Source organism: Burkholderia vietnamiensis LMG 10929, from assembly GCF_000959445.1.
Lineage (GTDB): Bacteria > Pseudomonadota > Gammaproteobacteria > Burkholderiales > Burkholderiaceae > Burkholderia > Burkholderia vietnamiensis.
In genome coordinates, this window is sequence record NZ_CP009630.1 from 590084 (window position 1) to 609066 (window position 18983).

Consider the following 18983-nt stretch of genomic DNA (forward strand, 5'->3'; position numbering starts at 1 on the left):
CACGCGCTACGAGAGCGGCGCGGGCTGCGGCGGTGCGGCGCGGCAGCGTCGTTCGACCCCTGAAAACGGCCCGCATCCGGCGATGCGCCGACGCGCGCTCAGCCCGTCACTGGTCGAGGCACCGCACGCACAGCCGCTTCGCCTGGCTGGCCGGCAAGCCGCGACACATCATCACGACGGGGCGCGCATGGCACGACGGCGCGTCCGCCGCCGCCGCCGAGGGCAGCCGTCGCGCGCGCTCGGGCGGCGTGGTCGCGACCGCGTCCATGCGCCGCTGCCGCGCCGGCGGCGGCACGTCGCGCACGACCGGGATCGGCTCGACGCCGCCCTCGCGCGCATTGCGCTGTGCGCTGGCGACGACGCGGCTCACGTAGCCGCTCGAGAAGCCGGTCGTGAAGTTGCCGCTGTAGTAGCAGGACAGCGCCGCGCGCAACGCGGCCTGCGGCGAGCGGCCGGTGTTCGACGAGCGCGCGAAGCACTCGGTCAGGATCGCGCCGCCCGCGCGCAGGTTGCGGCACGGTTCGAACATCGTCGCGTCGTCGAGCCCGTATTTCGCGAAGTTGCGCTCGTTCACCTGCGCGAGCCCGACGCTGTAGCTGAAGCCGCGCGCGGCCAGCTCGCTCGCGGTCGCGCGCGCCTCGTCGAGCGACGCCGGCTGGCGCGTCAGATGGCCGCCGACCACGCCGATCGCATACGGATTGAAGCCGGATTCGGTCCGCACCAGCGCGGCGAGCGTATCGGGATCGACGTTCGGCGCGCACGCGCGCGCGAGTTGCGTGAAGGCCGCGGCGCTGCCGGCCGCGCGCGCGTCGCGCACGTTCAGGCCCGAGCACGCGAGCATCAGCGCGGCCAGCGCGTACAGGCCCGCGGCGACGCAGCGCAGCGCGCGCGCGTTCATCCCGCCCCCGCCACGCGGTACGACAGCACGAGCCCGTGCACGAGCAGCGACCAGCCGTCGAGCGCGACGAACAGCAGCAGCTTGAACGGCACCGAGATCGTCGTCGGCGAGATCATCTGCATCCCGAGCGCGAGCAGGATGTTCGCGACCAGCAGGTCGACGACGATGAACACGATATAGATCACGAAGCCGATCTGGAACGCCTTGGTCAGCTCGGCGAGCGTGAAGCTCGGCACCAGCACGAGCAGGTCGTCGTCCTTGATGCCGTCGGCGCGGTTCTTCGGCCACACCGACGTCGCGGTGCGCACGAAGAATTCACGGTCGCGCTGGCGCGTGTGCGAGACCAGGAAATCCTTGATCGGCGGCAGCGCGGCGTCGGCGAGCACGCCGATGTCCGCGGTCGACAACTGCCCCGCCGCATCGAAGTGGCGCGCCTGCAGCGCGTCGCGGATCGACATCCCGACCGGCGCCATGATGAACAGCGACAGGATCAGCGCGATGCCGTTCAGCACGAGGTTCGGCGGCACCTGCTGGATGCCGAGCGCGGAGCGCAGCAGGCCGAGCACGACCACGAGCTTCGTGTAGCTCGTCACCATCAGCGCGGCGAACGGCGCGATGCCGAGTGCGGCGATCACCGCGATCAGCGCGACCGGATTCGGCAGATTGCCCATCGCTCAACGCTCGCGCGGGGCCGGCTGCGTCAGCGTGACGACGCGCACGCCGAGCTTCTGGCCGACCGCGATCAGATGCCCGGTGCCGATCAGCATGCCGTTCGCGACCAGATGGATCACGCTCTGGTTGATCCCTTGCTGCAGCTCGATCACCGCGCCCGGCTGCAGCGCGCCCAGTTCGCCGAGCGGGATCGACGTCGGCGGCAGCTCGAAGCGCAGGTCGACCGCGAGGCCGTCGAGCGAGCGCGGTGCGTCGTCCGGCGGCGCATCGTGTGCGGTCGCGGGCGGGGTGTCGGTGCGGGTCGGTTCCAAAGGCATCTCCCTGATTCGTTCGACGGTCAGCCGGGTGCCGGACGGCCGCCCGGTGATCTCCCACGCCGGCGTGGCCGGCACGCGCGCGACGCACAGCAGGTTCTGCTCGTGCGCGCGCCAGCGTTCGATCGCGATGATGTCGCCGCCGACGACGTCGGCCAGCTCGGCCGTCGTCAGTTCGGTGCGGCCGATCTCGAACACGAGCGGCACCGGCAGGCTCGCATAGGCCGCGCGCGGGGCCGGCCGCGCGGGCGCCGGTTGCGCGAAGAACACCGCGAGCGCGTCGGGTGCGTCGAACAGCAGCGCGCCGTGGCAGCGCCACGCGCCGTCGGCGCGGCGCAGCTCGAAGCGCAGCGCGGCCGGTGCGGTGCGCCATGCGGGCACGCTCGCGGGCGGCGGCAGCAATTCGACGCGCTGCCGCGTCGCGGCCTGTAGCACGGCCGCGAGCGGCGCCGCGAGATCGGCCAGCAACGCCGCTCGGATCACGGCCGGCACGGCCGGGTCGGCGGCATCGCCGAGCCATTCGGTTTCGGCGAGCGGGTCGAGCCACAGCGTGCCCGTGGCCGGGCCGACGACGAACCGGTATGCATGGGCATCGGCAACCGGCTCGGCGGCGACGCGCCAGCGCACCTCGTACGCGTGCTCGCCGAGCGTGACCGGCACGGCGGCCGGCGCGCCGTATGCATGCGACAGCCCGCGCGCGGCGGCCGCGGACAGACGCGGCAGATACGGCGACGCGTCGAGCGGGACCGCGACCGCGACCGGCGCGGGCGGCACGGCGGCGGCGGTCTGCGCGGCGGCCGGAGCGGCGGCGGGCGCTTGGTTCGCGGCGTCGCCGGTGTCGGCATTCGTCAAAGGCAGCGCAGGCACGGCGGGATCGGGGCGGATTCGGCGATGGTCGACGGGTTGTGGTGGCCGGCGGCGCGGGGGGCGCGCGGCTGCTGCGTCGATTGTAGGGACGGTGCCGGCCGCGTGCGGCGCCGGAATCCGTAGTCGCGGACGGCGCGCGGCGCGGCTCGTGGTGACGAGCTACGAAGCGTGTCGGGGGTGTGGGGGCGGGTGAGGGGGAAGGTGGCTGGGGCGGCGCAGGGCGGTGTGGCGAGGACGCGGCGCGGTGTCGGGCTCGGCTTGGCGCTTGGGGTGCCGTGGCAGGGCTTGGCTCGACTCGACCGGGCTCGGCTCAGTCCGGCACGACTTGGCACAGCTCGGCTCGATGCGGCTCGACATGGCATGGCTCGGCACGCCTCTGCTCAACGCGCCCGATGTACCGCGCCCCACCCAACCAGAAAACCGGCCGGCGCGCCTCGGGGCGCCGGCGCGGCCGCGGGTCACGCGTAGTCGGCGGTCAGCACCGGCTGCGGCGCGGCGCGCAGGATCGGCGCGGCATCGTGGCGCTCGACGTGCGTCATCGCCGCGCCGAACAGCACGAGCCGATAGCCGACCGCATAGATCGGGATGATCCGCAGGTTCTTGTCGTGATCGAGCTGCAGCTTCGAACGGATCCGCGAGATGTGCGTGTCGAGCGTGCGCGACGACACGCCGAGCTCCCGGCCCCAGACCGCTTCCTGGATCGCTTGCCGCGGAACGATCTTGTTCATGTTGTCGAGCAGGAACTCGACGACGTCGAATTCTCGCGGCGTGACGTCGACGACCTTGTCGTCGATTTCGATCGTCCGGCGCACGAAGTTGATTTTTATGTTGTCGATGTACAGGTATTTGCAATCCATGGTGGCCCTCGCATGTCCGTAAAGGAGTGTTGCGAGTCATGTACTGCAACTTCCGGGCCAGTGATGGAGCCGCCCCAGCCGTGCGGCGGGTCCCGGCGCCCGCAATCGCGCGCCGGTGTTGAATCTAAAAGAATTTTTAACGGCGCCGCAGCGGCGTGCCGCCGCGCCTGCCCGACCGATATTGAAGAATTGTTACGTAGCATCGCGCGGGAACGTTACGGGCGTTACGGGCGTTACGCGCGGCGTTACGGCGCAGTCACGCGCAGCACGATGCGGGCGCGGCGGGGCGCCGCGCCGCACCGACGCACCGGGCAACAACGCGACACCGCACCGCCCGATGCGTCACACGCCCCGTCAAGCCTTCGCGCCGCCGGCCGAATCGAACGGCAGCACGTAGTGCCGCTTGCCGGTCGCCGCGAAGATCGCGTTGGCCACGGCCGGCCCGACCGGCGCGACACCGGGCTCGCCGACGCCGGTCGGCGCTTGCGCGGACGGCACGATGTGCACCTCGACCTTCGGCATCTCGGCCATCCGCAGCACGTGGTAGCCGTCGAAGTTGCGCTGCTCGACGCGGCCGTCCTTCAGCGTGATCGCGCTGTGCAGCGCCGCGCCGAGCCCGAAGCCGATGCCGCCTTCCATCTGCGCGGCGACGATGTCGGGGTTGATCGCGATCCCGCAGTCGACCGCGCACACGATGCGCTCGACCTTCACGTTGCCGTCCGCGTCCACCGACACCTCGGCCACCTGCGCGACATAGCTCTTGAACGCCTCGGCCACCGCGATCCCGCGCCCGCGGCCCTTCGGCAGCGGCTGCGCCGGATCCCAGCCGGCCTTCTGCGCGGCCAGCTCGAGCACGGCGCGCATGCGCGGCTCCTTCGCGAGCAGGTCGCGGCGGAACAGGTACGGGTCCTTGCCGGCCGCGTGCGCGGCTTCGTCGATGAACGCCTCGACCGCATACGCGGTGTGCGAGCTGCCGACCACGCGCCACCACAGCACCGGCAGGCCGACCTTGGTCGTGGTGAGTTCGACCGACACGTTCGGCACCGCGTACGGCAGGTTCGCCGCGCCCTCGACCGACGTCGCGTCGATGCCGTTCTTCACCATGAACGCGGCGAACGGCGTGCCGGCGAGGATCGACTGGCCGACGATGCGGTGCCGCCAGCCGACCAGCCGGCCATCGGCGGTGAGCCCCGCATCGAGCTTGTGGAAGTACATCGGGCGGTAGAAGCCGCCCTGGATGTCGTCCTCGCGCGTCCACTGCAGCTTGACCGGCGTGCCGTCCGCGCCGAGCGCCTTCGCGATCGACACGGCCTCGACCACGTAGTCGGACCACGCGTTCGCGCGCCGGCCGAAGCTGCCGCCCGCATACAGCGTGTGGATGCGCACCTGCTCGGGCTCGAGCCCCGCGACCTTTGCGGCGTTGCCCTGATCGATCGTCTGGAACTGGTCGCCGGCCCAGATCTCGCAGCCGTCGGCCGTCAGCTTGACGACCGCGTCGAGCGGCTCCATCGGCGCGTGCGCGAGATACGGGAATTCGTAGGTCGCGCTGAGCTTGCGCGCGGCGCCGGCGATCGCCGCGTCGGCGTCGCCGTCCTTGCGCGCCGACACGCCCGGTTTCGCGGCGAGCTGGCGGTATTCGCGCATGATCTCGTCGGAGCCGCGCTTTTCGGCGTGCGTTTCGTCCCAGTCGATTTTCAGTGCGTCGCGGCCCTGTTTCGCGGCCCAGAAGCCGGTCGCGACGACGGCGACGCCATTCGGCACCTGCACGACGGCCACGACGCCCGGCACCGCCTTCGCGGCCGTCGCATCGACCGACTTGACGGTCGCGCCGAAGCGCGGCGGCCGCTGCAGCAGCGCGACGCGCATGCCGGGGAAGGTCGTGTCGAGCGTGAATTGCGCGGTGCCGTTCGACTTCGCCGACGCGTCGACGCGCGGGATGCGATGGCCGATCAGCTTGAAATCGGCCGGCTGCTTCAGCGTGACGTGGTCGGGCACCGGCAGTTTCGCCGCATCGGCGACGAGCGTGCCGTAAGCGGCCGTCCTGCCGCTCTTCGCGTGCGTGACCACGCCGCCCGCGGTGCTCAGCTCGCCGGCCGGCACCTGCCAGCGCGCGGCCGCGGCCGACACGAGCATCGCGCGCGCCTTGCCGCCGGCTTCGCGCAGCTGCTGCCACGAGTTCGCCATCGCCGAGCTGCCGCCCGTGCCCTGTATCGTGCCGAACGCGAGGTTCGCGTAGCGCTTCGCGTCGGCCGGCGCGCTTTCGACGCGCACGCTCGACCAGTCGGCGTCGAGCTCCTCCGCGACGATCGTCGCGATGCCCGTGTACGCGCCCTGGCCCATTTCGACGTGCTTGGCAATTACCGTGACCGCGCCGTCGGGCGTGATGCGCAGGAACGCGTTCGGCGCGAAGTCGGCGGCGGGCGGCGTCGCGGCGAGCGCGCGGCGGCCGAGGCCGGCCCATTCGAAGCCGATCGTCAGGCTGACGGCGGCTGCGGCGCCCGCGGTTTTCAGGAAGGTGCGGCGCGACGCGCGCACCGAACCGGCGTTGTCGAGTTCGATCGTCATGGTCACGCTCCCAGCGTCGCGGCCGCGTCGTGGATCGCGGCCCGGATGCGGGCGTAGGTCGCACAGCGGCACAGGTTGCCGTTCATCGCGGCGTCGATGTCCGCGTCGGTCGGCTTCGGGTTCTGTTCGAGCAGTGCGGTCGCGGACATGATCTGGCCGGACTGGCAATAGCCGCACTGCGGCACCTGCAGTTTCACCCAGGCGGCCTGTACGGCCTGCGCGGGCTTGCTCTGCAGGCCTTCGATTGTCGTCACCTGTTTGCCCGCGATGCCGGCCAGCGGCAGCACGCACGAGCGCACGGCCTGGCCTTCGAGATGGATCGTGCATGCGCCGCACTGCGCCATGCCGCAGCCGAACTTCGTGCCGGTCAGCCCCGCATGCTCGCGGATCGCCCAGAGGACGGGCATCGACGGATCGGCGTCGAGCGTGACGCTCTTGCCGTTGAGGACAAACGTGGTGGGCATTTTTTTGTCTCCGTGGGGAAAACCCGGCATGCGCCGGATCAGGTGGGAGTGTGCGCGAACGGCCCGTCGTTACGGCTATCCGATCCTGCAAATTTATTGAACAATCCTGCAAATCCCGGGCACGGCGGCGCGCGTTTCGCTATGCTCGCGCGATCCGCAAAACGACACGAGGAACGGCCATGGACATGACCGATATCGCGGCATCGCGCGAATCCGGGCGGCGCGAGCTGGCGTCGCTGATCGGCCGCTTCGCGCCGGCGGACGGCTCGCACGCGACGGCCGTGCCGGCGCTGATGCTGCACCGCCATACGCGTGCGGTCGATCTCGGCTGCGGCGTGTCGCGCGCCGCGCTCGTGATCGCCGCGCAGGGCGCGAAGCGCGTGGTGGTCGCCGGGCAGGCCTACGAATACGACGCGCAGCACTGCCTGATTACGTCGATCGACTTGCCGATCCTGTCGCGCGTCACGCAGGCGTCGCCCGACGTTCCTTATCTTTGCCTGTCGCTGACGCTCGACCTGCAGCGCATCGTCGAACTCGCTGCCGAGATGCGTCTGCCCGAGCCGGAGGCCGGCCCCGAAGGCGAAGGCATCGCTGTCGCCGAGTTGACGCCGCCGCTGCTCGACGCCGCGCTGCGCCTGTTGCGGCTGCTCGATACGCCGGCCGACATCCCGGTGATCGCGCCGCTGATCGAAAAGGAACTGCTGTACCGGTTGATGACGAGCGGGCAGGGCGCGCGCCTGCGTCACATGGCCGTCGCCGGCAGCCACACGCACCGGATCGCGCGCGCGATCGAATGGATTCGCGCCCACTACGCGGAACCGATGCGTGTCGAGACGCTCGCGCAGGCCGTCAACATGAGCGTGTCGTCGCTTCATCACCACTTCAAACACGTGACCACGCTCAGCCCGCTGCAGTATCAGAAGCAGTTGCGCCTGCACGAGGCGCGCCGGTTGCTGCTGCGCCAGGGCGGCGACGTGGGGTCGGTGGCCGCGACGGTCGGCTACGAGAGCGCGTCGCAGTTCAGCCGCGAATACAGCAGGCTGTTCGGCGCGCCGCCGATGCGCGACGTGGGTCATTTGCGCAGGAAGGAATTGCTCGGTACGTAGTCGGCGCCGTCGTCGGCCGATGTGGTCGATGTGGTCCGACGCGGGCCGGGTGCGCGCGATGGTGCTGCGCGCACGGCCAACCACGCAGCGTTGCAACCGGCATGCCAGCGGCGCGCGCGTCATATGCGGCGCGGTATCGCGTCGTGCCGCGGCGCGGCCGGCGCGCCGCTGTTTCACCCGTGTATCCCGCGCCGCGACGCACGCATTCGGCGCTCGCGGCGTCGCCGCGTATCGACGCGCCGAAAATGCGAGAAACGCCATTCAACGATGATTTTTTTCGCGCCGAAACGACGCTTGCACGCGCAGCTTCGCGCGCGGGAAAGCGGCGTCGACGTCGTTTCCGAGTTGTTTCTCCGGTGTATCGCGCGCCATGCGGAATCGCGTGACGCCCGCATGACGCGCACATCGAAATGCAATGCGCCGGCGTTCATTACCGGACGATGAAATGAATGTGCAACGTAATAAAACGCCCGATGTGCTGGCGGATACGCGCGAATGCCCGGCGTTTTTCATCGAATATGCGGGCCGGTAGAAAGCGGTGCGGCCCGTGCCGGTTTTGCGATTCGTCGCTCTGCGGCATTAACCATCGATGTGCGAGCGAGTCGGGATTTTCACGGATGAATCAATCGTATTTTCGGGTAATCGGTTTGCCGCTGCATGCTTCGTGCAATCGGTCCCGTGCCGTATGCGCGCACGCTTTGCGCGAAGGCGCGCGGCGCGCGAGCGAGCCGTCCGCAACTTGCCGCGCGCCCGCGAAAGCCCGGTGGCAGGCCGTTTTCGGGCGTTGACGTGTCCATTGTCCCGAACCGGCAATGCGAGATTCTCAACTCTGAAACAGACGTTCGGTAGCCCACACATGCGGCGCCGCGCACCGCGTCGCGCGGCCTTCGGCGGGATTGCTTCTCGTCAGTCGATGATCGCCGCCGGCGGCCACCCGTTGCCGCGATACATTCCTGAAACGAAAACCGCATGTTCCCGCGCTGCCCGCGCGCCGTGCCACCCGCAATCGTCGGTGCAATCGTGCGTGGCATGCCGCTTGCGATATTGGCCGCACCGGCGGGCAGTCGACCTGATGCAGTGAAGATTGGGGGGGCGGCAGTCTCGTCAATAAGCAGTCGGGGAACAGCGATGAAGACCACAAGCAACGGCTTGATCTGCGCATTCTTCGCGCAACGATGGGGTAACCGTACGACTCGCGGCGCAGTGCCGGCGTCGCGAGTGCGTCGTTGCCGGCGTTCCGGTATCCGCGCATTGCGCGTGCTGGAGCAGCTGTCGTTTCGCGCCACCACTGATCGACAGCGGCGCTCTCGTTGACTCACTTCACCCTGATGGACCAGCAGTTCGTATCGGGCAGCTCGATGCCGATGCGCGCGTGCACGTCCATCGACATTTCGATCGCATCGCGGCAATAGCGGCGCGACCCGGACTGTACCGAAAACCCGCGAGCCGGATTATCCGCATGATCGGCGACCGGTAACTCACAAACAACGTTGCTGCGTGACGGTCGGGCGCGCATGCACGGTTGCGCATTGTTGTCGCGTTGCCGCGATTACGCGGCGATTTTCAGCGGCAGGGCGTTCGCCTTCGGTAAATCGGGTCGTGCATTTTCGCTCGCCGGCAGTGGCGAGCCGCATGCCGGCGCGCGGCGCCGCCCGATATCGAACGACGCACGACGAACGATACGGAACGATGCATTCGTTTTCCGGGTTCGAGACTCGGTTTATTCCGGTGACTTCACCGGTGCGCAAGCCGGTATTCAAAACAATAAATCGCAGGGCCAATAAAACAGCGAATGGGATTTAGGCAATGAGCCGAATTGCGATCGGAGAAACGCTCGTTGCCGATTGAATGGCGGTCCTTGTGTTCAGGGATTGCTCGACGCAGGCAGGCTGAAGGCGTGCAGCTTCCTGCGCTTGTTCCGTCCACGCCGTTTTGGAGTCGACCATGAAGAAGCTTCTGATTGCAGCAGCAGTGATGGCGGTTTCGGGTGCAGCGTTCGCAGCGAGCGGCACCCAGTCGAGCAGCAGTTCGTCGAGCGGCGGCCAGACGATGGCGGGGGTGACCGGCTTCGGTCACTTCACCGCCACCGATTCGGGTGCGGCACTCGGCGCGGCCGGCGCGATGGCCGGCGGCGGCACCAGCGCGGCGGTGTCGTACACCGATCACACCAACACGTCGACGGTGGGCGGCTTCGGCTTCGGCGGCTCGCAGTCCGGCGGGCTGAGCGGCGCGAACGCAGGCTCCAGCGCCTGGACGTTCCGCCACTACTAAGCCGCCGCGCGCAGCGCTCGTCATCGAATGGTGGCGCGGACGCCGGGAATCGCCCCGCACGGGGCGGCCCGGCGATCCGGCCACCGACCTTCGTCATCGCAAGGAATTGCTATGAAAGCCAACGTCTTTTTAGCGACCGCGCTCGCCGTGCTGTCGTCGGCCGCAGCGGCCGCCGGCACGACGACCTTCAACCAGACTCAGTCCGTGGCGTCGGGCGTCTCGGGTTCGGTGCTGGTCGGCACCGGCAGCTATACGAGCAACACGACTTCGGTCGCAGGCGCGAGCGCCGGAAGCACGGTGACGCCTGCGGGCTCGACCGGCACGGCGTCCGCGTACCACGACTCGACGTCGACGGCCGGCGGGTGGGGCACCAACGGCGGCGCGTTCGCGGCTGGCGGCGGGATCGGCGCCGCGGGCTCGTTCGGCGGCACCGCCAATACGACCGAGAACGCGAATGCGTTGTCGGGCGGCGTGACCGCCACGATCGTGCTCGGCGCGAACCACTACACGGCGAGCGGCGGCAACGACGCCGGCATCGCGAACGCGGGTGCGAGCGGGCTGGCCGGCTTCGGCGGATCGTCGACGATCGCGGGCTCGAACCACTACAACACGTCGACCGTCTGGAGCACCGGGCCGGCCGGATCGCCGTCGGCGTCGGGCGGCAGTCAGGGCAGCTCCGGCGCGACGGCCGGCACGCCCTGATTCGGGTGGAAGGGACCAGTTTCCCGGTGACGCTGGTCTCTGTTGCGCCGTTGTCGTCACCGTAAGGAGCTGGCATGAAGCAGAACCTGATTGCCGCCGTCGTGATGCTCACGTCGCTGACGGCGTATGCCGCCGACCGCGCGACCGACGACGTGCAATCGAACGTACAGACGTCAAGTAACACTGAGCAGACAACCAAACCGTCACCGCAACACACGCTGTCGCCGGGCAATGCCGCCGGCGCGCCCGCGGCCCCGCCATCGCAGGGCATGCCGGGCGGTTCGTGGTCGCAGTTGGGCAGCGGCTGGAAGCAGTTCGGGGAAACAGGCAAAGCGGCAGGAACGCAACGGGATTGATGCGGTTGCCTGGGTAGGCGGTCCAACCTCGTCCGGAGATCGAAATGAACAGCAGCAAGATCAGGGCGGCCAGTGCGGCGATGTTCGCGCTGGCCACGATCGGCGCCCATGCGCAGACCGCCGACTCGACTTCAAGCGCGCAGTCCTCGACGTCGTCGACGGCCATCGGCCAGGGTGGCGGCTCGAGCATGAATACCAACGTGACGAGCTCGCGCGGCGGCAATGCGACGAGCGGCAGCACGAGCGGCGTGCGCGGCAGCGGCAATTCGAGCGTGCAGGTCAACTTGACGCTGCCTTCGTCGACGAGCGGCGGCTCGACCGTGACGCCGCAGAGCGCGAGCTCGCTCGCGGCCGGCGCGCCAGGCTCGAGCCCGTACAACACGCAGGTGGCGGAGAACGTCAACTACTCGGGCACGCAGACGATCAAGACGAACCCGGCGATCCAGGCGCCCGGGCTGACGACCACGTTGTCCGATACCTGCATGGGCTCGGTGAGCGTCGGCGTGTCGTTCCCGGGGTTCGGCGCGACCGGCGGCACGACGCTGGTGGATCAGGCGTGCGTGCGACGGCTCGATGCGCGCGAATTTCGCGCGATGGGCTTGACCGACGTCGCGCTGGCGCTGCTGTGCCAGAGCGACGCGAACCGCCGCGCGGTCGAGGCGACCGGCCATCTGTGCCCGGGCACGACCGCGCCGCTCGCGCGCTCGAACGTCGCGCCTGCCGCCGACGCGACCGTCGCCGACGACTTGAAGTACCGCGATCCGCTCGTGCGCAGCCGGATGGGGCTGCCGCCGCTCGATGCGGCTGGGCCGGCGCCTGTGCAGATGCGGGCGGTGGCGGGGAATGCTGGGCAGGCGGGGGCGTTCGTCGCGGGAGCGCCGATCGGCGCGCCGGCTGCGGCGGCGATGCCGGGTGCGGCGCAGGCGGCTGCGGGGAATGGTGCGCAGGCGGCCGCGGTCGTGCCGGGCGTGGCCGCGGCGTCGGCTGCGATGAGCGCGGTGCCCGCTGCAGCGACCGCTGCCGTGTCGCCGAGTGCCGCGACGGTTGCGGACAACGTGTCACGGCCTGCACCGGCACCGGTCGCAGGGGATAAGGTGCCCGCGCCTGCGTCGGTGATTGCGGAGAAGGTTTCGAAGCCCGCACCGATGGTTGCCCAGGAGGCATCGAAGCCCGCACAAGTGGTTGCGGAAAAGGCACCGGCACCCGTCCCGACGGTTGCGGAAAAGGCACCGGAGCCCGCGTCGACGAGTGCAGACAAGGCATCGACGCCTGCAGCAGCGGTTGCGGACAAGGCATCGGCAGCTGTCCCAACGGTTGCTGAGAAGGCATCAGAGCCTGCGTCGGCGATCGCGGAAAAGGCCTCGACGCCTGCACCAGTGGTTGCAGAGAAGGCGTCGGCACCCGTCCCGACGGTTGCGGAGAAGGCGGCGGAGCCTGCGTCGACGATTGCGGAAAAGACCACCGAACCCGCGGCGACCGCCGCCGACAAGGCCCCGATGGTCGCCGACAAGCCCGCAGACCCCGCACCGTCGCTCGCCGCCAACGCGTCCGCGCGCACGCCGGCCGCGACCGACACCGGCGCACCGGCCATGCCGACGGCCGACGCCAACGCAGTCGACCGCGCGCCGCAAGCGCCGATCGCCTCGGCCATGCCTGCCGCCGAAGCCGCCCAGCCCGTGGCGGCGACGGCCCCGAGCGCTGCCGACGCAACGGCCGTGGTCGAATCCGCAGCCGTGCCGGCCGCGGACGTGCCCGCGACAGCCACGCCGGCGATCGACCAGCACGCCGCCCCGTCGGCGCCGCTCGCGCCCGCGCCGACCGTCGTCTCGACGAGCACGTCGTCGTGACCGGCAGCGCGCTTCGATGCAACCGGTATGCCGCCTGCACGGCAAGCGCCGCAACCGGTTGCGCGATGCGCGCGACAGCTTTGACGGGTGTTGGTTCTACCCCGAGGCCAACACCTCTTTTTGCCTGTCGAGGGGACAGGAGGCGCGGATCATGAGGTTCCTTTCGATCGTTCTGCTGCTGGTCGGCGCACACGCCGCCGCGCAGTCGCTGTTTCAGAATCCGGCGGTGTTCGTGATCCTGAACGAACAGAGCGTCGCGAACGCCGCGAGCATCCAGCAGTCGCTGACGACGCTCGGCCGCCCCGACAACACCGCATGCGTGCCGATGATGATGGTCGGCGATCCGCAGACGATCTACATGGTGCCCGAGGAAGGCCACGCGCCTTCATGGCAATCGCCGGTGTACGGCCGCGCCGCGCCGTTCGTCGCGCAGAGCGGCCCGACGCCGACCGGCAAGACGGTCGGCGCGATGCAGCACGCGGACGACATGCAGACGCAGCCCTGGGCCGACGGCAGCACGGTCACGCAGACGATCGCCGGTGCATCGAGTCTGTCGGCATCGGCGCGCGTCGACGACTGGCAAAGCCACGCGCTGGCCGCGATCGAGACGGCGCGCGCCGGCGACGTGACCGTGGACGGCAAGACCTACCGCCGCTATCGCGACGAACTGGACCGGTCCGCGCGGCCCGTCGTCGAACCGCAGATCTATATGCGGCGTGTCGTGTTCTGCCGATAGCGTCATTTTCCCGATCGGACCGGCAGGCCGCGCGCCATGTCGCGCGCCCCGCGCCGACCGACAACGCCATGCGACGAGGCCATCGTGAATCAATGTTGCCGGATCAGATTGTCGAGCCATCCTGAAACCGAGCGGATCGCGTGCATGCCGCCGCCGGTCGCGGCGTCGCGCCATCATGCCGCGCCGTCGCGCCCGCTCGTCTATGTGTCGCCGTATCCGGACGCCGCGCTCGTCGACTGTCTCGCGTCGCGCGGCTGGGACGTCTCGCGCGCCAAGTCCGTTGCGGACGCACTCAACCTCGTGAAGGCGAACCGCCTGCATGCGGGAATCGTCGACTTCACCGCGTTCAATATGCGTGACGCGGCGCGTGACGCGGCCGCGTTCGAGGCGCTGCTGCGCGACCCGCACGTCGGCTGGGTCGCGCTCGCCGACGACGCGCTGCTGCGCGATGTCGCGCTCGCGCGCCTGATCCGCCAGTGCTGTTTCGGCTTCGCGTCGCGCGCCGCGGGCTGCAAGACGATCGGCTATCTCGCCGGCCATGCGTACGGGATGCTGAAGCTCGCGCACGCCGACCCGGCCGCGCTCGCGATGCCACCCTGCGACACGATGATCGGCGCATGCGACGCGATGCGGCGCCTGTTCTCGACCATCCGCAAGGTGGCGAACACCGACGCTGCGGTGTTCATCGCTGGCGAATCCGGGACGGGCAAGGAGTTGACCGCCCGCGCGATCCACCGGCATTCGTCGCGCGCCGACGCGCCGTTCGTCGCGGTGAACTGCGCGGCCATTCCGCCGACGCTGCTGCAGGCCGAACTGTTCGGCCACGAGCGCGGCGCGTTCACGGGCGCGCACCAGCGCAAGATCGGCCGGATCGAGGCCGCGCACGGCGGCACGCTGTTTCTCGATGAAATCGGCGACATGCCGTTCGAGAGCCAGGCGAGCCTGCTGCGCTTTCTGCAGGAAGGCACGATCGAGCGGCTCGGCGCGCACGCGTCGGTGCCGGTGGACGTGCGGATCGTGTCCGCGACGCACGTCGATCTCGAGGCGGCGATGCGGGCCGGGCGCTTTCGCGCCGATCTGTATTACCGCCTGTGCGTGCTGCGTATCGACGAGCCGCCGCTGCGTGCGCGCGGTCGCGACATCATGCTGCTCGCCGATCACGTGCTGCAGCGCTATCGCGGCGACAGCCCGCACCGGATTCGCGGCTTCATGCCGTGCGCGATCGAGGCGATTCACGACTATGCATGGCCGGGCAACGTGCGCGAGCTGATCAACCGGATCCGCTTCGCGGTCGTGATGACGAACGGCCCGCTGATCTCGGCCGACGATCTCGAGTTGAGCCAGTACCGGTTGCGCCGCCCGCCGACGCTCGTGGAGGCGCGCCGGCAGGCGGAGCGCCGTACGATCGAGGAGATGCTGCTGCGGAACCGTCGCCAGCAGCATGCCGACGTCGCGGCGCAGCTCGGCGTGTCGCGCGCCACGCTGTACCGGCTGATGACCACGCACGGCTTGCATGGCTGACGCGGCGCGTGCGCACGCAGCGGGCGGCGGCCTGCGTCAGGGACCGCGCGGAAAAATTCACTCGTGGGGCCAGCGCAAGCCCTTTATTGGCGTGAACAGGCCCTAAGCCGGGCGCTCGAAATCCGATTCGATCCAGCGTGCGGCGCTGGCCTTGTTGAGCTTGAATCCTGCCGACACCTTCGCGTCGGCCAGCAGTTCGCCGTACGGGTCGAACGCCTTCAGTTCGGCATACGGCTCGAACTCGTCCGGCACGATGTCGAGCGTCACCGACACCTCGATGCCGTCGTCGCGCTGCACGGTCACTTCCTTGTGCAGCATCGCGCGGCGCTGCTGCTCGTGACGCATCAGCACTTCGGTCGCGGTTTTCACTAGCGTGCGGAACGCGTTCGCATCCATCGGCTTCGGGTTCTTCTTGTCGCGGCCCATCGTCCACGGGCCGACAAGTGCGGGCTCGGCCTCGCCGTCCTTGATCATTTCGACGGCCCAGCCGTCGTCGTCCTCGTTCTTGATGATGCGGGCCGTCCAGCCGTTGTCGCGCCAGAGGCCGTCTTCGTGGATGGTGGTGTCGTCGGAGTGCAGATCGGATTCGGTCATGGAAGAAGCAGGGGGCCGGCCGGCTGCGCACGGCCGGGCGTGCGCAGCCGTCGGCCGGTCGTCCGGAATGGCATGCTGGGCCGCAATTTTACCGCGCCGGCAAGCGGCGCGGCCCGCACGGCCCGCAACGTCGGCCGTCCGGACGATGCGCGCGTCCGCGATCGCGTACGACGATCGAAATATCAAACTCGTATTACGTCCCTGGACGCCCATCTATACCGCGTCCGATATCCCGGCCGCACGCCGTTTCATAGAATGACGGTGGGATAAAAATATCCCGCCCGCGGAGTCACCGCCCAACCGGCCGCGTCGCGACGTGTCGCGTCGCGCGGCCACGCGACCTTCAGGAACCACGCATGGGGAAATTCAACATTCGCACCGTTTTCGCGTACGACTGGCCGCTGACGCTGGCCGGCGTCGAGCATATCGCCGGCGACGCGTGCGCGATCGAGCTCGTCGGCGCCTACCGGAGCCCGTCCGACATGGTCGCGGCGCTGGCCGATGTCGACTGCGATATCGCGCTGGTTGACTATTCGATCCGCGGCGGCCCGCCGATGGACTGTCTGGCGCTGCTCGCATGGTTGCGGCGCATGCGCCCGGGCGTCGGGACGGTCGCGCTGGTCGGCAGCGAGAGCCCGGTGATCCTGCGCTCGATCGTCGCGCAGGGCTGTCCGAGTCTCGTCAGCAAGTTCGACGATGTCGGCCACATCGTCACGGCGATCCATTCGACCTACAGCGGCGGACGCTATGTGTCGCCGCTCGTGCGCAGCGCGCTCGATGCGATTGCCGAACAGGACGGGCCGCCCGTCAAGCTGTCGACGCGCGAAATCGAGGTGATCCGCCTGTATCTCGACGGCATGCCGATCAAGACGATCGCGCAGCGGCTGAACAAGGGCAAGCAGACGGTCAGTGCGCAAAAGATCAGCGCGATGAAGAAGCTCGGCGTGAACAACGATGTCGAGCTGATTCAACGGGCGGCCGCACTCGGCTTCGGCGGCGGACAGGCTGCGGGGCGGCTGCGCGGCGCGGGTGCGGTATCGGTGATGCAGCGCGAATGACGATGCCGACACGTATGCGCGATGTCGATGGCGGCAAGGTCGCGTGATGGGGCGGTATGCGATCGGCCGTGAACGCCGATCGGTGGGAAGGGTGAATGAGCGGAGTGGGCCGAATGCGCCGAGCCGGCTAAACGGACGAAGGGAGCTGAATGGCCGCGGCCGATATATCGTCGATCGACGTGCGACCCGCGGCGACGGCCGGGTAATTGCGTAACCGGCCGCGACACGAGACGCCAGTTCGCCGCGCGATCGTCGCCGCGCAAGGGGGCGTTCGCGCCTATGAAGCGCACGTGCGTGTGTCATCGCATCGACACCGCCCGCAACCGAATGTGAGCCCCGGCCAGCCACCCGACGCGAGCGCGCCGGGTGCAGCAGCGCGCCGCAAGCGCGCCGGTATCAGCCCGTCAGGCCGGCAACGAGAACCGCGTGACCGCGTCGCGCAGCGCCTCGGCCTGGTCGCGCAGCGAATGCGCGGCAGCGGCCGCCTGCTCGACGAGCGCCGCGTTCTGCTGCGTGACCTGATCCATCTCGCCCACGGCGCGGTTGACCTGTTCGATCCCGGCGCTCTGCTCGCGCGACGCGTGGCTGATCTCGTCGAGGATTTCGTTGACGCGGCGCACCGACTGCACGATCTCGGTCATCGTTTCGCCGGCGTGCGTGACGAGCGTCGCGCCGTGCTCGACCGTTTCGTTCGACGACACGATCAGCGACTTGATTTCCTTCGCCGCCGTGGCCGAGCGTTGCGCGAGCGAGCGCACCTCGGCCGCGACCACCGCGAAGCCGCGGCCCTGTTCGCCCGCGCGCGCCGCTTCGACGGCCGCGTTCAGCGCGAGGATGTTGGTCTGGAACGCGATCCCGTCGATCACGCCGATGATGTCGCCGATCTTGTGCGAGCGGGCCGTGATCTCGTTCATCGTGCGCACGACGTCGTCGACCACCTCGCTGCCGCGCGTCGCGACCTGCGCGGCCTGGCCTGCCAGCGTTGCGGCCTGCGCCGCGCTGTCCGCGTTCTGTTTCACGTTGGCGGTCATCTCGTCCATGCTCGATGCGGTCTGCACGAGGGCGGCTGCCTGCTCCTCGGTGCGCTGCGACAGGTCGGTGTTGCCCGATGCGATCTCGCTCGCGCCGACGTTGATGTTCTCGGTGCCGGCCCGCACCCGCGACACCATGTCGATCAGGCCGCTCTGCATCGAATGCAGCGCGTGCAGCAGGCTGCCGCGATCGTCCTGCTTCACCGTCACGCGCGTGGTGAGGTCGCCCTGGGCGATGCGCTGCGCGGCGTCGAGCGCAGTCTCGAGTTCGCCGCCGAGGTTCGCACGCACGCTCTTCAGCACCAGCACCATCACGACGGTCGCGGCCGCGCCGAGCACGGCCGTCATCACGAGCCAGCGGCCGACGCTCGCGAGCACCGCCGCATAGACGTCGTCCATGTACATGCCCGTCACCAGATACCAGTCCCACGGCGCGAAGCGCTGCACCGCGCTGGTCTTGGCCTGCGGCTTGTCGGCGCCCGGCTTCGGCCACATGTATTCGACGAAGCCCTTGCCGCCGTCCGCGTTGCCGGCCTTCACGATCTCGATGAACAGATGCTTGCCGTCCGGGTCGGTGAAGTTCGACACGTCCTTGCCGTTGAGCTCCGTCTTGATCGGATGCATGACGATCGCCGGCTTCGAGTCGTTGATCGAGATGTAGCCGTCGGTGCCGTAGCGCATCGCGGCGATCGCTTCGAGCGCCTTCTGTTTCGCGTCGGCTTCGGACAGCGCGTTCTGCTGCGACAGCTTGTAGAAGTGATCGGCGACGTTGGTTGCCTGCGCAACCAGCGTGGACAACTGGTCGCGGCGGTCTGCCGTCATCGACGTGCGCGTCTGCCACGCGCCGATCCCGGCGATCATGAGCAGGCCGAGCCACAGGATGACGATCATCGAAGCGAGTTTCTGGTTCAGGGAAAGGGTGCGCATGGGTATCAGGTCGGTCGGTCAAGCAGGCGCGCCGGGACGGCCTAGCGGTTTACTTCTGGTTTACTTGTTTGTCGGCTCGACGCGACCGTTCCCGTAGGCGGGAAATCCCTTAGATGTCTTGCGAACGTCGCATGCCGGCCTGCGGTCATCCCTGCATATGCATAGGTTGTGTGGCTATACTGTCTGACGATTGCGGC

At 69.1% G+C, this 18983-nt stretch carries 18 protein-coding genes; 8 read left to right on the top strand and 10 right to left on the bottom strand.

All coding sequences use genetic code 11. From position 1 onward, the window contains the following. Positions 1 to 106 precede the first annotated feature (106 nt). The 6 genes from AK36_RS02925 to AK36_RS02950 form a co-directional block, all read right to left on the bottom strand. Positions 107 to 898 (bottom strand): lytic transglycosylase domain-containing protein, encoded by a 792-nt coding sequence (locus tag AK36_RS02925; protein WP_045577816.1) that lies wholly within the window; start codon positions 896 to 898, stop codon positions 107 to 109. Further along, positions 895 to 1569, bottom strand: a complete 675-nt coding sequence (gene sctR, locus AK36_RS02930) for a type III secretion system export apparatus subunit SctR (protein WP_011882597.1) — start codon at positions 1567 to 1569, stop codon at positions 895 to 897. Before sctR ends, AK36_RS02925 begins: the two co-directional genes overlap by 4 nt. A gap of 3 nt (positions 1570 to 1572) precedes the next feature. Beyond that, entirely contained in the window at positions 1573 to 2751 is a 1179-nt protein-coding gene (gene sctQ / locus AK36_RS02935; protein ID WP_045577817.1) for a type III secretion system cytoplasmic ring protein SctQ, read from the bottom strand. Between the two features lie 458 nt (positions 2752 to 3209). Continuing rightward, a complete protein-coding gene (locus AK36_RS02940; RefSeq protein ID WP_045577818.1) occupies positions 3210 to 3608 on the bottom strand; it encodes a winged helix-turn-helix domain-containing protein in 399 nt (132 codons plus the stop codon). A 354-nt stretch (positions 3609 to 3962) separates the two neighbouring features. Beyond that, positions 3963 to 6173, bottom strand: coding sequence for a xanthine dehydrogenase family protein molybdopterin-binding subunit (locus AK36_RS02945; RefSeq protein WP_014725393.1), 2211 nt, complete (start codon positions 6171 to 6173; stop codon positions 3963 to 3965). A gap of 2 nt (positions 6174 to 6175) precedes the next feature. Continuing rightward, positions 6176 to 6637 carry a (2Fe-2S)-binding protein gene (locus tag AK36_RS02950; RefSeq protein WP_011882593.1) on the bottom strand — a complete coding sequence of 154 codons (462 nt, stop codon included), beginning with the start codon at positions 6635 to 6637 and terminating at the stop codon, positions 6176 to 6178. Positions 6638 to 6816: 179 nt separating this feature from the next. Between AK36_RS02950 and AK36_RS02955 the strand changes: the two genes are divergently transcribed. Further along, positions 6817 to 7743, top strand: coding sequence for an AraC family transcriptional regulator (locus tag AK36_RS02955; RefSeq protein ID WP_034194301.1), 927 nt, complete (start codon positions 6817 to 6819; stop codon positions 7741 to 7743). Between the two features lie 261 nt (positions 7744 to 8004). On the opposite strand, the gene AK36_RS32495 is transcribed toward AK36_RS02955, so the two are convergent. Both AK36_RS32495 and AK36_RS32500 read right to left on the bottom strand, forming a co-directional pair. Beyond that, positions 8005 to 8256, bottom strand: coding sequence for a hypothetical protein (locus AK36_RS32495; RefSeq protein ID WP_144410612.1), 252 nt, complete (start codon positions 8254 to 8256; stop codon positions 8005 to 8007). A gap of 802 nt (positions 8257 to 9058) precedes the next feature. Continuing rightward, positions 9059 to 9259, bottom strand: coding sequence for a hypothetical protein (locus tag AK36_RS32500; RefSeq protein ID WP_131754227.1), 201 nt, complete (start codon positions 9257 to 9259; stop codon positions 9059 to 9061). Between the two features lie 428 nt (positions 9260 to 9687). On the opposite strand from AK36_RS32500, the gene AK36_RS02960 reads away from it, so the two are divergent. From AK36_RS02960 to AK36_RS02985, 6 genes are all read left to right on the top strand, one after another. Beyond that, positions 9688 to 10014 (top strand): hypothetical protein, encoded by a 327-nt coding sequence (locus tag AK36_RS02960; protein ID WP_011882588.1) that lies wholly within the window; start codon positions 9688 to 9690, stop codon positions 10012 to 10014. Between the two features lie 111 nt (positions 10015 to 10125). Further along, positions 10126 to 10716 carry a hypothetical protein gene (locus AK36_RS02965; RefSeq protein ID WP_011882587.1) on the top strand — a complete coding sequence of 197 codons (591 nt, stop codon included), beginning with the start codon at positions 10126 to 10128 and terminating at the stop codon, positions 10714 to 10716. A gap of 74 nt (positions 10717 to 10790) precedes the next feature. After that, positions 10791 to 11072 carry a hypothetical protein gene (locus tag AK36_RS02970; RefSeq protein WP_011882586.1) on the top strand — a complete coding sequence of 94 codons (282 nt, stop codon included), beginning with the start codon at positions 10791 to 10793 and terminating at the stop codon, positions 11070 to 11072. 44 nt (positions 11073 to 11116) lie between these two features. Continuing rightward, positions 11117 to 12919, top strand: a complete 1803-nt coding sequence (locus AK36_RS02975) for a hypothetical protein (RefSeq protein WP_045577819.1) — start codon at positions 11117 to 11119, stop codon at positions 12917 to 12919. Between the two features lie 151 nt (positions 12920 to 13070). Then, complete coding sequence (locus AK36_RS02980) at positions 13071 to 13655, top strand: hypothetical protein (RefSeq protein ID WP_011882584.1); 585 nt, start codon at positions 13071 to 13073, stop codon at positions 13653 to 13655. A gap of 144 nt (positions 13656 to 13799) precedes the next feature. Further along, complete coding sequence (locus AK36_RS02985) at positions 13800 to 15176, top strand: sigma-54 dependent transcriptional regulator (protein ID WP_224383361.1); 1377 nt, start codon at positions 13800 to 13802, stop codon at positions 15174 to 15176. Positions 15177 to 15278: 102 nt separating this feature from the next. Here AK36_RS02985 and AK36_RS02990 read toward each other — a convergent pair whose 3' ends face one another. Next, positions 15279 to 15770: a hypothetical protein gene (locus AK36_RS02990; RefSeq protein WP_011882582.1), complete on the bottom strand. Its 492-nt coding sequence runs from the start codon at positions 15768 to 15770 to the stop codon at positions 15279 to 15281. A gap of 356 nt (positions 15771 to 16126) precedes the next feature. On the opposite strand from AK36_RS02990, the gene AK36_RS02995 reads away from it, so the two are divergent. Continuing rightward, the gene (locus AK36_RS02995) at positions 16127 to 16828 is read left to right on the top strand and encodes a LuxR C-terminal-related transcriptional regulator (protein ID WP_034194297.1); all 702 of its coding nucleotides are present in this window, start codon (positions 16127 to 16129) and stop codon (positions 16826 to 16828) included. 404 nt (positions 16829 to 17232) lie between these two features. Here the strand turns inward: AK36_RS02995 and AK36_RS03000 are convergent, their stop codons facing one another. Next, entirely contained in the window at positions 17233 to 18786 is a 1554-nt protein-coding gene (locus AK36_RS03000) for a methyl-accepting chemotaxis protein (RefSeq protein ID WP_011882580.1), read from the bottom strand. Positions 18787 to 18983 lie beyond the last annotated feature (197 nt).

What these genes read in the sequence shown, in the direction of transcription:
- AK36_RS02925 (WP_045577816.1), bottom strand. Translation starts at nt 898, where the DNA reads ATGAACGCGCGCGCGCTGCGCTGCGTCGCCGCGGGCCTGTACGCGCTG.
- sctR (WP_011882597.1), bottom strand. Translation starts at nt 1,569, where the DNA reads ATGGGCAATCTGCCGAATCCGGTCGCGCTGATCGCGGTGATCGCCGCA.
- AK36_RS02940 (WP_045577818.1), bottom strand. Translation starts at nt 3,608, where the DNA reads ATGGATTGCAAATACCTGTACATCGACAACATAAAAATCAACTTCGTG.
- AK36_RS02945 (WP_014725393.1), bottom strand. Translation starts at nt 6,173, where the DNA reads ATGACGATCGAACTCGACAACGCCGGTTCGGTGCGCGCGTCGCGCCGC.
- AK36_RS02950 (WP_011882593.1), bottom strand. Translation starts at nt 6,637, where the DNA reads ATGCCCACCACGTTTGTCCTCAACGGCAAGAGCGTCACGCTCGACGCC.
- AK36_RS02955 (WP_034194301.1), top strand. Translation starts at nt 6,817, where the DNA reads ATGGACATGACCGATATCGCGGCATCGCGCGAATCCGGGCGGCGCGAG.
- AK36_RS32495 (WP_144410612.1), bottom strand. Translation starts at nt 8,256, where the DNA reads ATGAAAAACGCCGGGCATTCGCGCGTATCCGCCAGCACATCGGGCGTT.
- AK36_RS32500 (WP_131754227.1), bottom strand. Translation starts at nt 9,259, where the DNA reads ATGCGCGCCCGACCGTCACGCAGCAACGTTGTTTGTGAGTTACCGGTC.
- AK36_RS02960 (WP_011882588.1), top strand. Translation starts at nt 9,688, where the DNA reads ATGAAGAAGCTTCTGATTGCAGCAGCAGTGATGGCGGTTTCGGGTGCA.
- AK36_RS02965 (WP_011882587.1), top strand. Translation starts at nt 10,126, where the DNA reads ATGAAAGCCAACGTCTTTTTAGCGACCGCGCTCGCCGTGCTGTCGTCG.
- AK36_RS02970 (WP_011882586.1), top strand. Translation starts at nt 10,791, where the DNA reads ATGAAGCAGAACCTGATTGCCGCCGTCGTGATGCTCACGTCGCTGACG.
- AK36_RS02975 (WP_045577819.1), top strand. Translation starts at nt 11,117, where the DNA reads ATGAACAGCAGCAAGATCAGGGCGGCCAGTGCGGCGATGTTCGCGCTG.
- AK36_RS02980 (WP_011882584.1), top strand. Translation starts at nt 13,071, where the DNA reads ATGAGGTTCCTTTCGATCGTTCTGCTGCTGGTCGGCGCACACGCCGCC.
- AK36_RS02985 (WP_224383361.1), top strand. Translation starts at nt 13,800, where the DNA reads ATGCCGCCGCCGGTCGCGGCGTCGCGCCATCATGCCGCGCCGTCGCGC.
- AK36_RS02990 (WP_011882582.1), bottom strand. Translation starts at nt 15,770, where the DNA reads ATGACCGAATCCGATCTGCACTCCGACGACACCACCATCCACGAAGAC.
- AK36_RS02995 (WP_034194297.1), top strand. Translation starts at nt 16,127, where the DNA reads ATGGGGAAATTCAACATTCGCACCGTTTTCGCGTACGACTGGCCGCTG.
- AK36_RS03000 (WP_011882580.1), bottom strand. Translation starts at nt 18,786, where the DNA reads ATGCGCACCCTTTCCCTGAACCAGAAACTCGCTTCGATGATCGTCATC.